Raw genomic sequence first — 12860 nt, forward strand, 5'->3', positions numbered from 1 at the left:
GCCCTGCCCCTCGCGCCGCGCCGCCCCCCGACGGCGCGGCCTCCCCCCTCGCTCAGTAATGCGGGTTGTTGGCGTTCGAGTTGCCGATGAGGTCGAAGCGCTGGCTGGCGCCGCCGGTGCAGTTGCGGATCTGCAGCCGGGTGCCGTTGGTGTTGTCGACCACGTCGGCGCAGCGGCCGTTCATGCCGATCAGGCGGCCGTCGGTCTGCAGTTGCCACTTCTCGCTGGAGCCGCCGTCGCAATCCCAGATGTGCAGCTTGTCGCCGTTGTTGCCGTTGCCGCCCTCGATGTCGAAGCAGTATTCGGCGTTGCCGACCGACCGCAGCTGGGTCTCGTCGCTGGTGATCCACTGCTGCGGCACGCCGCTGGTGCAGGGGCGCTGGTTGAGGTCCGAGCCGTTGCCGTACAGGCCGCTCTGGATCTCGACGCAATAGCCGGTCTGGGCGCTGCGCAGGGTGAAGCCGGTCGGGACCGAGCGGCGGATTCCGTTCAGCGGCAGCTTGCCGGAGAAGGTGTCGAGGCTCTCGCGGCTGATCATCGAGACACCCCAGCCCACCGCCAGATACATCTGGTTGAAGGCGTCGAACTGGTTCTCGCTGCTGGACCAGAGGTTGACGATCTGGCCGTTCTGCTGGGCGGTCAGCGTGTCCTTGTACCAGTACTGCACCGCCTCGTGGTTGCCGCAGACCACCCATTTGTTGGTGTTGGCGTCGTCGAAATCGTTGGCGTTGCCGTTCCAATAGAAGTCGTTCGGCTCATGCGCCTCCGGGCAGACGAAGATCTGCGCCGCGCTGCCGAACTGGTTCACATACTCTTCCTGGGTGTCGTTCTTGTCGCCGATCGGGCCGCCCATCATCAGCACCAGGATCTTGCCGCGCAGCGCATCGACCGTCGGCCAGCCGGCGCGGTAGACGCCCTCGCGCAGCGAGGCGTAGCCGGTGAAGGCCCGCAGCGTCTCCGGCTTGTAGACCTTGGCCCCGAACTCGGTCGCCACCAGCGTGTTCAGCGCCGACATATAGCTGGCGTCCCAGCCCCACAGGCCCAGGCTGGGCTTGAGGTCGAACTGCACCGTGATCGGCAGGTGGCCTGGGTGGGCGTCGCTCCACGCCTTGATGTCGCGCAGGCAGTCCTGCAGCAGGCCGCCGGCGCCGGCCTTGCAGTTGTTGGCGGTGGCCGCCTCGCCCGGGTCGTGCTTCACCGGGAAACCGCTCTCGTCATAGATGTCGATCTCGACCACCTGGTTGCCGCGGTCCAGAACGTCGGTCAGCTTGGCGAAATGCGCCTTCTCATAGGCGTTGTGCGGCCGCGACCAGTAGGCCGCGTTGTAGGCGGTGGTGCCGGCCAGCGGCTGGCCCGCCGGCACGTCGGCCGACGCCCCGGCCGACAGCAGCAGGGCGGCCGCGACGGCCATCCCGGACAGAAGACCTCGTCCCATCGATTCCCCCTTCGTCAGATGCAGATCCGACCCATCCCCGGGGCCGGTGTGGCGGCGATGCTAGGCGGCTTCCGAGACGGCCGCGTGACGATTTGAACACGTGTTCATGACGATTGGGACACGTGTTCACGGACAGGGATCATCATGGCGACCCCTTGAGCCGCGAGATTCCATCCAGGGGGACCGCTGCAAGCCACCCTGGATGGATTCGTCGGCTTCGCCTCCTCGCAATGACGGGATGCTTTTCCTTGACTCAGATGTTCCTGTTATGTTCTAATTCTGGGATGATCGATGCCGATCCCAGGACCGAGACTGCGCCCACCGCCCCGCCGATGCCGGACGAGGACGCGATCCTGTCCGGCCTGATCGAGCTCAGCACGGCGATGGCCCGGGCGTTCCAGGCCGAGGCCGTCGCCGCCCTGCAGGCCGACGACCTCGACCGGGCCTGCAAGGCCGAAACCCGTTTCAGCCGCCTCTTCCTCGGCATCCGCCGCGCCATCGCGCTGAAGGCCAAGCTGCGCCAGCAGCGCCAGGAAGCCCTGCGCGCCGCCGACCAGGACCGGGACGACCAGCGGGACCAGGCGGCCGACCGCCGCCGCCGCGTCGCCCAGGGCGTCACCGGCGCCATCGTGGCCGCGACCGCCGGCGCCACGCCCGACGATACCGAGGCCCGGGAACAACTGACCGCCGATCTCTGGGACCGGCTGGCCGGCGACCATNTCGCCGCGGCCATCGCCGGGACGGACGAGGCCCCCGACGGGGACAGGGCGGAGACCGCCGGACAAGCGCCCGCACAGGGCTGGCTCCGCCCAGCGGACGCGCCCGTCGCCAGCCGGCCTCCGCCGAGGCCGCCGGGACCGGACAGCAGCTGAGGATTCAACGGCCGAAGCCGTCATGGCGAGGAAAGGGCGGTCTCGATCACGACACCGGCGGCTGTCCACGCACGGCTAGAGCGGCCGGTGCCGCGAGGTCGGCATCCGCCCCGCCCGGCGTCGCGGCGTACCAGTCGATCCGGCGGGTCACATACATCACGCCGCTGAGCGCCAGGAACAGGCCGAGCGTGCCCAGCAGCAACGCCAGGTCCTCGAGCTGCATCAGCGCGTAGAGGGCGCCGTAGAGGATCGCCAGCAGCGCGCCCAGCACCAGGCTGCGCTTCCAGGTGCCCAGCACGGGCCGGCAGTACAGCACGATCTGCGCCACCACCGCCGCCGCGCCCACGCCATAGGCGGCGGCGAAGCCGATCTGCTCGGCGAAGGACAGCAGCAGCAGGTAGAACAGGCACAGCGACAGCCCGACCAGCCCGTACTGGAAGACATGGATGCGCAGCCGCGCCACCGCTTCGAACAGGAAGAACAGGGTGAAGGTGAAGACGATGAACAGCATGCCGTACTTGGCCGACCGCTCGGTCTGCTGATAGGCGCTGACCGGCTGGAAGAAGCGCACCCCGAAGGCGGAGGCGGAGACGGAGGAGAGATAATCCCCCTCCCCGCCCACCCAGGCCTGGGGATAGCCGCGGCCGAAATAGGACAGCTCCCACTCCGCGGTGAAGCCCTGCGGCCCGATGCTGGAGCGCACCGGCAGGAAGGCGCCGTCGAAGCTGGGGTCCGGCCAGTTCGAGGCGGCGGTCACCCGGGTCGAGCGGCCGAGCGGCAGGAAGTCCAGCCGCTGGCTGCCGTTCAGCCGCAGGGTGGTGGCGAAGGGGATGGCCGTTGCCGCCGCGGCCGCGGACAGGCCGGGCACGCGCAGGGTCATGCCGGCGCCGAGGCGCTGGCCCAGCTCGCCCGGCGCGCCGGGCTGGAACGGCAGGTCGCGGTCGCCCCAGCGCAAAGACGCGCCTTCGCGGATGCTGCGCGGGTCGGCCACGCCGACATAGAGAGTGGCCGCGGACCAGTCGATCGTCGCCTGCGGCCCGGCCAGCGCCGCGGCGTCGCCGATCAGGAACTGCCCGGACAAAGCGAGGTCGACGGTGTAGACCACGGCCTCGAACAGGCCGCGCTTGCGCGTCTCCGGCGCCGCCTTGGCCTCGACCATGTAGCGGTCGGGCAGGATGACGAGCTGGCGTTCGAGCGGCGGCAGCGGCGTGCCGTCGGCGCGCGGCTCGGACGGCACCCGGAACGGCACCACCAGGATCGGCCCGATGACCCGCTGCGGCCCGCCCCAGCTGCCGCCGATCTCCGCCACCACCTCGCGGTAGCGGTCCTCGCGCTCGCCGATCACGTCATAGACCAGGAACACCGGCAGCAGGAAGGCGACGGTCAAGAGGACGATGGCCAGGACCTTCAGCGCCGGCGACCCGGCGCGGAGGCGCCGGGCGGGCCAGGCGGCGGCCGGTGGGACGGGGTCGATGCTCATGGCGGGCCTCGCTCAAGGCTGCGAAGCCCGCAGCGTCCGGCCCGCCCATGGCCGCTTCGTGGCGATGCGGCGGAAAGCTGGGGGCGCCGGCGCCTGCCGCCCCTAGTAGTTCGCGCGCAGCCCCGGCGTCGCCAGCTCGATGGCGTGGCCGTCGGGATCGCGGAAATACAGGCTGCGGCCGCCGCGCCGCCAATGGGTCTCGCCGGCCAGCGGGACGCCCTCGCGCTCCAGCTTCACCCGCCAGGCCGGCAGGTCCTCCGCGGCGACGGCGAAGGCCATGTGCAGCCGGCCCTGCCCCTCATGGCCCGGGATCGTGCCTTCGTCATCGACCATGCCGTCGGAGGTCAGGCCGTGGCGGAACAGCAGCAGCGCGCCCTGGCGCCCGGCATCCAGCGCCGCCAGCCGCGGCGAGCGCGACAGCAGCTCCAACCCCAGCACCCGCTGGTAGAACTCGGCCGACCGGTCGACATCCTCGACATAGAGGCAGGTCTCGGCCAGCCCGTTGATCCGCGGCGTCGTGTCCATGGCCTAGGCCCTCCGTTTCGCGGGGCCAGGGTGACGCGCCGGGCACGGCCGGTCCAGCCGCGGCTGAGATGGGCTTAGAGACCGTTTGGAAATGCGCTGGCGTGAGTCGGCTGGCGGTGGTTTCGAGAACCGGAGCGCAGCGCACGTTTGGTGCGTGAGCACCGGAAGCGCAGAAACCGCCGTCAGACGGCCTCGCCAGTAGCATTTACGAACGGTCTCTAGGGTAGCACCTCGAACACCAGGGCCTTGGTCACCTGCAGCGGGTTGAAGTTGTCGTCCGACATCACGACCAGGCTGCGATGGCCGTGCGCCAGCGCCGGCCCCCAGCCCATCGCCTCGAAATTGTCGAGGGTGACGCCGAGCGTGCCGAAATCCAGCAGCAGCGTCTTCTGCATGGCCAGCCAGCTGCCGTCGAGCAGCGAATCGAGCTTCGAGACGTCGGTGGCCAGGGCCGGATCGGCGCGGTACAGCCGGATCGAGTTGCCGCGGCCCTGGGCATAGGCGCGCTCCAGCACCAGCAGCGTGCCGTCGCCCGCCGGCAGGATCTCCGACACGCCGTTGTCGGCGAAACCGCCAGGGAACGCCGGCGCCATCGGGATCGGATCGGTGAGGTAGACATGCTCCGGCCCCGGCGCGCCGGTCGCGATGTCGAAGCTGGCGATCCGCACCGGGCTGCCCTTGGCCAGCGAAGCGATGGGGCCGTCCTGGACCAGGGCGCTTTCCATCGAGGCGAACAGCGTCCGCCCGTCGGGCGCCAGCGCCAGCCCCTCGAAGGTCAGGTTGTCGCGCGGGCCGCTGTCCTTGTCCTCGGCGACGCGATAGCGCTGCGGCAGGTCGAGGCCGCGCCGCCAGCTGCCGTCCGGCGCGGCGACGCTGATCGCCGGGTCGATCCCGGCCTTCACCCCGCCCTCGCTGCTCCAGTACAGCAGGCCGCTGACGGGGTCGCGGCGGATCGCCTCCGGATCGACGCTCCTCGGCGCGAAGCCGGCGCCGGCCGCGTCGCGCAGCGTGGTCACGCCGGTCACCGCGATGCCGCGCACCGCCTCGGCGTCATAGTCGATGGCGAGCGTGTAGAACCGTGCCGGCGCCTTCTCCGACCGGTCGTCGCTGAGCGCGATCCACTGCCGGGCCGTGGGGTCCCAATCCAGACCCGACAGGCCGCCGACGGTCGTGCCCTGGTAGTCCAAGCCCTTCGGCAGCGCCGCCTCGCCAATCAGCCGCAGCCGGCCGATCCCCTCCGCCTGCGCCGGCAACGCGGAGCAGGCCAGCAGCGCGCCAACCACGGCGATCCCGAACCTGCTCATATCCGATCTCCCCCGGACCCCACCTGCGCCCCCTGTTGACCATGGCAGCGCGATAACGGCATGACGAGCCTGTGTTGCGTTGATGACGGAGCGGTGATGGACACCCCGACGAGCGATTCCGTTCCGCTGCGGCGCAGCGAAGGCTTCGTCCGCGTCGACGGGCACAGCCTGTACTGGCAGCGCCTGGCTCCGCCCGGCAGCGCCGGGCGCCTCCCCCTCCTCCTTCTTCATGAAGGGCTGGGCTCCGTCGCGCAATGGACACGGCGCGGCGTCGATGTCGCGGCCCGGCTGGCGGAGGCCACCGGCCATCCGGTGCTGGCGCATGACCGGCTGGGCTTCGGCCGGTCCGACCCGCTGCCGGCGCCGCGGCGGGACGACTACCTCTATCAGGAGGGGCGCGAGGCGCTGCCGCGGGTGCTGGACGCGCTGGGGGTCGACCGCGCCGGGCTGGTCGGACACAGCGACGGCGGCAGCATCGCCCTGATCTTCGCCGCCGCCCATCCCGGCCGCTGCGCCTGGGCGGTGACCGAGGCGGCGCATGTCATCGTCGAGGACGAGACCTTGGCCGGCATCGCCACGGCCCATGCCGCCTTCCACGCCCCGGAGTCCAGGCTGCGCGCCGTGCTGGCCCGCTATCACGGCGACAAGACGGATTTCACCTTCGCCAACTGGGCGGAGCTGTGGCCGACCCCCGGATTCCGCAGCTTCGACATGCGCGACGCGCTGCCCTCGATCCGCTGCCCGGTGCTGGCGACCCAGGGGGCGCAGGACGAATACGCCACGCCGGCCCAGCTGGAGGCGATAAAGGCCGGGGTTTCCGGGCCTTGCGAGACCTGGCTGGTGCCGGATTGCCGGCACGCGCCGCATTTCGAGGCCGCCGACCGGGTGCTGCCCCGGATCGCCGATTTCGCAGTTGCGAACGGTTCTTAACCCGTTGCATTTGAACGGCTTGCGCGGACGCGCTACATGAAGGCCGCACAGCCCATTCAAGACCAGCCTTCGACCGAAGGAGCCCTTCCGTGACCTTCACCGGACATGACACGCTCAAAGCCCGCCGCCAGCTGACGGTCGACGGCAAGAGCTATGATTATTTCAGCCTCGAGGCCGCCCAAGCCCAGCTCGGCGACGTCGCCCGCCTGCCCTTCTCGCTGAAGGTGCTGCTGGAGAACCTGCTGCGCTACGAGGATGACCGGTCGGTCACGGTCGACGACGTCAAGGCCATGGCGCAGTGGCTGAAGGACCGCCGGTCCGACCGCGAGATCGCCTACCGCCCAGCCCGCGTGCTGATGCAGGACTTCACCGGCGTTCCGGCGGTGGTGGACCTGGCGGCGATGCGCCAGGCGATGGTCTCGCTCGGCGGCGACCCGCAGCGGATCAACCCGCTCTCGGCCGTCGACCTGGTGATCGACCACTCGGTGATGGTCGACGCCTTCGGCACCCCCAACGCCTTCCAGAAGAATGTCGACCTGGAGTTCGAGCGCAACCACGAGCGCTACGCCTTCCTGCGCTGGGGCCAGACCGCCTTCGACAATTTCCGCGTCGTCCCGCCCGGCACCGGCATCTGCCACCAGGTCAACCTGGAGTACCTGGCCCAGACCGTGTGGGTGGAGAAGGACCGCAACACCGGCAACCAGGTCGCCTATCCCGACACGCTGGTCGGCACCGACAGCCACACCACCATGGTCAACGGCCTGGCCGTGCTGGGCTGGGGCGTCGGCGGCATCGAGGCGGAGGCGGCGATGCTGGGCCAGCCGGTGTCGATGCTGATCCCCGAGGTGATCGGCTTCAAGATCACCGGCAAGCTGAAGGAAGGCCGCACCGCCACCGACCTGGTGCTGACGGTCACCCAGATGCTGCGCAAGAAGGGCGTGGTCGGCAAGTTCGTCGAGTTCTACGGCGAGGGCCTGGACCACATGCCGCTGGCCGACCGCGCCACGATCGGCAACATGGCCCCGGAATATGGCGCCACCTGCGGCTTCTTCCCGATCGACGCCGAGACGCTGCGCTATCTCGAATTCTCCGGCCGCGACCCGCATCGCGTCCGCCTGGTCGAGGCCTATGCCAAGGCCCAGGGCATGTGGCGCGAGGCCGGAACGCCGGACCCGGTGTTCACCGACACGCTGGAGCTGGACATGGGCGACGTCGAGCCGTCGCTGGCCGGGCCGAAGCGGCCGCAGGACCGGGTCGCCCTGACCCAGGCCGCCGGCGCCTTCACCAAGCTCTTGGCCGATGCCGGCACCGCCGCCGCCCCGACCAAGGTCGACGGGATGGACCATGACCTCGACCATGGCGACGTGGTGATCGCCGCGATCACCAGCTGCACCAACACCTCGAACCCGTCGGTGATGGTCGCGGCCGGGCTGGTCGCCCGCAAGGCGCGCGAGCGCGGCCTGACCCGCAAGCCCTGGGTCAAGACCTCGCTGGCCCCGGGCAGCCAGGTGGTGACCGAGTACCTCAACGCCGCCGGCCTGAACGTCGACCTCGACGCCGTCGGCTTCAACACCGTCGGCTATGGCTGCACCACCTGCATCGGCAATTCCGGCCCGCTGCCGGACGAGATTGCCGCGGCGGTCGAGAAGGGCAACCTGAACGTCGCCGCCGTGCTGTCGGGCAACCGCAACTTCGAGGGCCGCATCAGCCCGCATGTGCGGTCGAACTACCTGGCCTCGCCGCCGCTGGTGGTCGCCTACGCCCTGCTGGGCAGCATGACCAAGGACATCACCACCGAGCCGCTGGGCACCGGCAGCGACGGCCAGCCGGTCTATCTGAAGGATGTCTGGCCGACCGCGCAGGAGATCGCCGAGACGATCGAGCAGTGCCTGACGCCGGAGATGTTCCGCAGCCGCTACGCCAACGTGTTCGAGGGCCCGCGGGAGTGGCGGAGCATCGAGACGAAGGAGAGCGAGACCTACGACTGGAACCCGGGGTCGACCTACGTCCAGTACCCGCCCTTCTTCACCGGCATGCAGAAGGAGCCGGAGCCGGTGACCGACGTGCGCGGCGCCCGCCTGCTGGCGGTGCTGGCCGACAGCGTCACCACCGACCACATCTCGCCGGCCGGCTCGATCAAGAAGGACAGCCCGGCGGGCGAGTACCTGCTGGAGCACCAGGTGCGGCCGCTCGACTTCAACAGCTACGGCGCCCGCCGCGGCAACCATGAAGTGATGATGCGCGGCACCTTCGCCAACATCCGCATCAAGAACGAGCTGGTGCCGGGCGTCGAAGGCGGCTTCACCAAGCACCAGCCCTCGGGCGAGATGCTGCCGATCTACGACGCCTCGATGCTGTACCAGGCCGAGGGCGTGCCGCTGGTGATCATCGCCGGCAAGGAGTACGGCACGGGCTCCAGCCGCGACTGGGCGGCCAAGGGCACGCGCCTCTTGGGCGTCAAGGCGGTGGTGGCGGAGAGCTTCGAGCGCATCCATCGTTCGAACCTGGTCGGCATGGGCGTGCTGCCGCTGCAGTTCACCGGCGGCACCACCCGCCTGGACCTGAAGCTGGACGGCACCGAGACCTTCGACATCCTCGGCATCGCCGACGGGCTGAAGCCGCGGATGGAGATGGTGCTGACCATCACGCGCGCCGATGGCAGCCGCCAGGACGTGCCCCTGCTGTGCCGCATCGATACGCTGGACGAGCTGGAGTACTTCAAGAACGGCGGCATCCTGCAATATGTGCTGCGCAGCATGGTGAAGGCGGCGTAAGCCGGCCCTTCACCCGAGAGCCTTCGGAAAGGCCCGGCGCGAGCCGGGCCTTTCTGCTTTCTGAGGGAGCTTTCGAGGACAGGCGTCATGGCGAAACCCGTCATCACCCGAGGCGAGGCCGAAACCCTCCTGGCGGCGCTGATGCCCGGCGCCACGGGGCTGGAGCCGCTGGCCGAGGGCGACGACTCCCGGGCCTTCGCCTTCCGCCGCCACGGCGAGGCCTTCGTGCTGCGGCTGAACCGCGACGGCGCCGGCTTCGACAAGGACGCCTTCGTCCAGCGCCGCTTCGCCGGGCCGGCGCTGCCGATCCCGGAGATCCTGCGGGTCGAACGACGGGCGGACGGGCTGGCCCTCTGCCTCTCCCGCCGCGCGCCGGGCACGACGCTGCAGGAGCTGGACGACGCCGGGCTGGCCCTGACTGTTGCGCCCACCGCGGCGGTGCTGGAGGCGATCGGCGCCGCCGACTTGGCCGGGACCGGCGGCTATGGCCGCTTCGACGCCACCGGGCGTGGCGCACAGGCGAGCTGGCAGTCCTTCCTGCGGGAGCCGCTGGGCTGGGGCGGCCTGCCGGCGGGTGATGGCACGATCGGCCGCATCCTCGACCGCCTCGCCGCCCTGGCCGGGCGCTGCCCGGAGGAGCGCCGGCTGGTGCATGGCGATTTCGGGTCGAACAACGTGCTGGCGGAGGGCGGCCGGATCACCGGCGTGATCGACTGGTCGGAGGCGCTGTTCGGCGACCCGCTCTACGACGTCGCCAACATCCTGTTCTGGCGCCCGTGGCTGGCCTGCATGGAGCGGCAGGCGGCCTTCCTCGAGGCGCATCGCCGCTGGTCGCCGGAGGTGCGGGACCGGCTGCTCTGCTACCAGCTGCGGATCGGCATCGACGAGATCCGCCAGGGCGCTTCGGCCGGCGCCGCGGAGGACCTGGCCTGGGCGATGCGGCGTTGTGCCGCGATCCTCGGCGAGACCGATGCGCCCTCCCGCCCTCGCGGCTGACACAACCGGGAAAATCGCCGCTGCAGGCACTTCGCGGAGAACCAGATGGCCTCTCGCGCCTTTATGCTGCGGCGACGCAAGCGGGCCTGCCGCTTCGGCCCGAGGGAAGAGGTGTCGCCGCCCGGACGTCCTGTGGATGGACGGGAATGGAGCAACAGAAACGAGGGGGCCGGATGCCCATCGATGAGATCGGCGCAGCGGCGCTGGCGACGCCGAGCCAGGTTCTCGAAGTCACGGCGGCGATCGTGGCCGCCCATCTGCGCGGCACCACGACCTCTGCCGCGCATGTGCCGGACATCATCCGGCAGGTCTATGACGCCCTGACCGAGCTGGTCGAGGGCTCCGGGGTGGAGGAGGCGCCCCGTCCGGCGGTCGATGCCGCCAGACACCCGATCGCCGCCGGACCGGCGGCGGCCACAGCCCTGCCGTGGTGCGAGACCACGGCCCTGCGCGGGATACGCGCCGGCACCCGGATCGGCGAGAGCCCGCGCGAGCGGTTCCTGTCCCGATACCGCTGAGCCGCACCAGGGCCTTCCCAGCAAAAAGGGCGGCATCCTTCGCGGATGCCGCCCTTTTGCTTCAGTGCCCGATGCGGACCGTCAGGAAACCACGAGGTTCGCAGCCGACTCCCGGCCGTCGCGGCCGCGCGCCAGCTCGAACGTGACCTGCTGACCTTCGTTCAAGCTCCGCAGCCCCGCGGCTTCCACCGCCGAGATGTGGACGAACACGTCCTTGCCGCCGTTGTCCGGCTGAATGAACCCGAAGCCCTTGGTGGTGTTGAACCACTTCACGGTACCAGTCGCCATACGTCTTCACTCCATAGGCCGCCGAAACGGCCGTCGTTCACGACCGAATGAGATCCCGGCCGGTCGGCCAAGTGAGCCGAAGCCAGTCACATAGGCAGCCTCCGGGCCGTCGCCTAGTCACCAAATGCAGATTCGACCGAAACTTGCGCGCTCAGACCGTGCAACGGCTCAAGCTGCAACCGATCGCGATATCCGCATATACCGCGGGCAGGTCGCGATCGAGGCCATCGGCATGGATCGCCTGCCTCGGCCCGGGCGGCGATGGCCGGTCGATCCGCCGGCGCCGCCGGTCTCCGCCACCGCCGGCACAGATTTCGAAACGTCCGCCCTTCCCGAATCCCTCCGCCTCATCACTGATTCTGATTTCAGCGCGAATCGTCGAATCTCTCAGCAAATCTTAAGATTCGACTGTGACAAATTTGAACCGCAATGCCAGGCATTTTTAGAGATCAAATTTTGGGCAGATTTGATTTCGATGCTCCTGAGGCCATGCCTCCTGCGGTATACAGGATTTTAATCGTTCATTCACAAAAAGCGCTCGGCATTTCCATCAGCTTCCACAGCGAACCCTGAGTGTAGACACAAGGGAAATCTTGTGATGATTCATGCAACGGTCATGATTCTGAGTATTATGCCTCTGGGCATAAGGTTTCCCGCATAAAGGAGTAATCAGTCATGCCAAATCTTATCCTGGGCGGACTGGGCGACGACATCCTTGTCGGTGGCACCGGTGACGATCTGATCATCGATCCCTGGGGCAATGACCGGATCAATGGTGATCTGGGCAACGACACGATCCTGGCAGGCGAAGGCAACGACGTCGTCAAGGGTGGTGGCGGCCTCGACAACATCGATGGCGGCTCAGGCAACGATCTGATCCGCGGCGACGACGGCAACGATATCCTCACGGGCAATCTCGGCGACGACACCGTCCGGGGCGGCACCGGGGACGACCACATCAACGGCGACCAGGGCAACGACACCCTCTACGGCGACGACGGCAACGATTTCATCTTCGGTGGCCAGAACATCGACCATCTCTATGGCGGCGCCGGCAACGACCATCTCTTCGGCAGCGAGGGCAACGATGCCCTCCATGGCGGCCTGGGCGACGACGTCCTCGCCGGCGACAACGGCCGCAACACGCCGCGCACCGATGTCGGCGAGGGCAATGATAAGCTCTACGGCGACTCCGGCAACGACACCCTCATCAGCGGCGACGGCAGGGACTATCTGACCGGCGGCGCTGGCGACGACACCTTCCTGTTCCGTTTCCACGACCCGAAGTTCGGCTCGATCCAGGGCTTCACCACCGTCACCGACTTCGACGCGGCGCACGACAAGTTCGCCTTCGACGCGAAGGGCATCGGCACCGACGGTGCCGGCGCGAACTTCGTCAACCACGCCAGCGGCGGGTCGGGCAGCGCGGTCGACACCTTCTACAGCGGTGCGGCCTCCGGCGCGAATGGCGAGCATGTGGTCGTGGTCACCGACCAGGGCTTCGCCTCGGGCTCCGCTGCGGCGCAGGGGATCTCCGGCGAGGCCGCCGGCGACATCATCGCCTATTACGACAGCAAGAGCGGCACCGCGAACCTGGCCTATGTCACCTCGGCCAACCATGCGGACGTCTTCGCCGAGCTGAGCAATGTGCACAGCGTGGACGACCTGGCCGCGCTGCATCTGACGGCGTCGGACTTCACCTTCGTCTGATCCGACAGGCCTTTACGGGACCGCGCCC

The 12860-nt window shown here is 69.1% G+C and carries 10 protein-coding genes; 5 read left to right on the forward strand and 5 right to left on the reverse strand.

The genetic code is table 11. The annotated features are described in order from the left end of the window. Positions 1-52 precede the first annotated feature (52 nt). The 4 genes from BWR60_RS26185 to BWR60_RS26205 all read right to left on the reverse strand — a co-directional run bounded on the left by BWR60_RS26185 (position 53) and on the right by BWR60_RS26205 (position 5616). Entirely contained in the window at positions 53-1435 is a 1383-nt protein-coding gene (locus tag BWR60_RS26185) for a Ca2+-dependent phosphoinositide-specific phospholipase C (RefSeq protein WP_088154518.1), read from the reverse strand. Positions 1436-2353: 918 nt separating this feature from the next. Then, positions 2354-3787, reverse strand: a complete 1434-nt coding sequence (creD, locus tag BWR60_RS26195) for a cell envelope integrity protein CreD (protein ID WP_088154522.1) — start codon at positions 3785-3787, stop codon at positions 2354-2356. 102 nt (positions 3788-3889) lie between these two features. Then, on the reverse strand, positions 3890-4312 hold the full coding sequence (locus tag BWR60_RS26200) for a VOC family protein (protein WP_088154524.1): 423 nt from the start codon (positions 4310-4312) through the stop codon (positions 3890-3892). Positions 4313-4530: 218 nt separating this feature from the next. Then, positions 4531-5616: an esterase-like activity of phytase family protein gene (locus BWR60_RS26205; RefSeq protein WP_179221954.1), complete on the reverse strand. Its 1086-nt coding sequence runs from the start codon at positions 5614-5616 to the stop codon at positions 4531-4533. Positions 5617-5712: 96 nt separating this feature from the next. Between BWR60_RS26205 and BWR60_RS26210 the strand changes: the two genes are divergently transcribed. The 4 genes from BWR60_RS26210 (at position 5713) to BWR60_RS26225 (ending at position 10834) form a co-directional block, all read left to right on the forward strand. Beyond that, on the forward strand, positions 5713-6546 hold the full coding sequence (locus BWR60_RS26210) for an alpha/beta fold hydrolase (RefSeq protein ID WP_179221955.1): 834 nt from the start codon (positions 5713-5715) through the stop codon (positions 6544-6546). An 89-nt stretch (positions 6547-6635) separates the two neighbouring features. Next, positions 6636-9320, forward strand: coding sequence for an aconitate hydratase AcnA (gene acnA / locus BWR60_RS26215; RefSeq protein ID WP_088154528.1), 2685 nt, complete (start codon positions 6636-6638; stop codon positions 9318-9320). An 87-nt stretch (positions 9321-9407) separates the two neighbouring features. Next, on the forward strand, positions 9408-10316 hold the full coding sequence (locus BWR60_RS26220) for a phosphotransferase family protein (RefSeq protein WP_144445762.1): 909 nt from the start codon (positions 9408-9410) through the stop codon (positions 10314-10316). 173 nt (positions 10317-10489) lie between these two features. After that, the gene (locus tag BWR60_RS26225; protein WP_088154531.1) at positions 10490-10834 is read left to right on the forward strand and encodes a MucR family transcriptional regulator; all 345 of its coding nucleotides are present in this window, start codon (positions 10490-10492) and stop codon (positions 10832-10834) included. Between the two features lie 81 nt (positions 10835-10915). Here the strand turns inward: BWR60_RS26225 and BWR60_RS26230 are convergent, their stop codons facing one another. Then, positions 10916-11122, reverse strand: coding sequence for a cold-shock protein (locus BWR60_RS26230; RefSeq protein ID WP_088154533.1), 207 nt, complete (start codon positions 11120-11122; stop codon positions 10916-10918). A gap of 675 nt (positions 11123-11797) precedes the next feature. Between BWR60_RS26230 and BWR60_RS26235 the strand changes: the two genes are divergently transcribed. Next, positions 11798-12832 carry a calcium-binding protein gene (locus BWR60_RS26235; RefSeq protein WP_088154535.1) on the forward strand — a complete coding sequence of 345 codons (1035 nt, stop codon included), beginning with the start codon at positions 11798-11800 and terminating at the stop codon, positions 12830-12832. Positions 12833-12860: the final 28 nt, after the last annotated feature.

It is taken from the genome of Inquilinus limosus, assembly GCF_002195995.1.
Taxonomy (GTDB): Bacteria; Pseudomonadota; Alphaproteobacteria; order DSM-16000; family Inquilinaceae; genus Inquilinus; species Inquilinus limosus_C.

Excerpts from the sequence above, each read along its gene's own strand:
- BWR60_RS26185 (WP_088154518.1), bottom strand. The coding sequence starts at position 1,435 with ATGGGACGAGGTCTTCTGTCCGGGATGGCCGTCGCGGCCGCCCTGCTG.
- creD (WP_088154522.1), bottom strand. The coding sequence starts at position 3,787 with ATGAGCATCGACCCCGTCCCACCGGCCGCCGCCTGGCCCGCCCGGCGC.
- BWR60_RS26200 (WP_088154524.1), bottom strand. The coding sequence starts at position 4,312 with ATGGACACGACGCCGCGGATCAACGGGCTGGCCGAGACCTGCCTCTAT.
- BWR60_RS26205 (WP_179221954.1), bottom strand. The coding sequence starts at position 5,616 with ATGAGCAGGTTCGGGATCGCCGTGGTTGGCGCGCTGCTGGCCTGCTCC.
- BWR60_RS26210 (WP_179221955.1), top strand. The coding sequence starts at position 5,713 with ATGGACACCCCGACGAGCGATTCCGTTCCGCTGCGGCGCAGCGAAGGC.
- BWR60_RS26220 (WP_144445762.1), top strand. The coding sequence starts at position 9,408 with ATGGCGAAACCCGTCATCACCCGAGGCGAGGCCGAAACCCTCCTGGCG.
- BWR60_RS26225 (WP_088154531.1), top strand. The coding sequence starts at position 10,490 with ATGCCCATCGATGAGATCGGCGCAGCGGCGCTGGCGACGCCGAGCCAG.
- BWR60_RS26230 (WP_088154533.1), bottom strand. The coding sequence starts at position 11,122 with ATGGCGACTGGTACCGTGAAGTGGTTCAACACCACCAAGGGCTTCGGG.
- BWR60_RS26235 (WP_088154535.1), top strand. The coding sequence starts at position 11,798 with ATGCCAAATCTTATCCTGGGCGGACTGGGCGACGACATCCTTGTCGGT.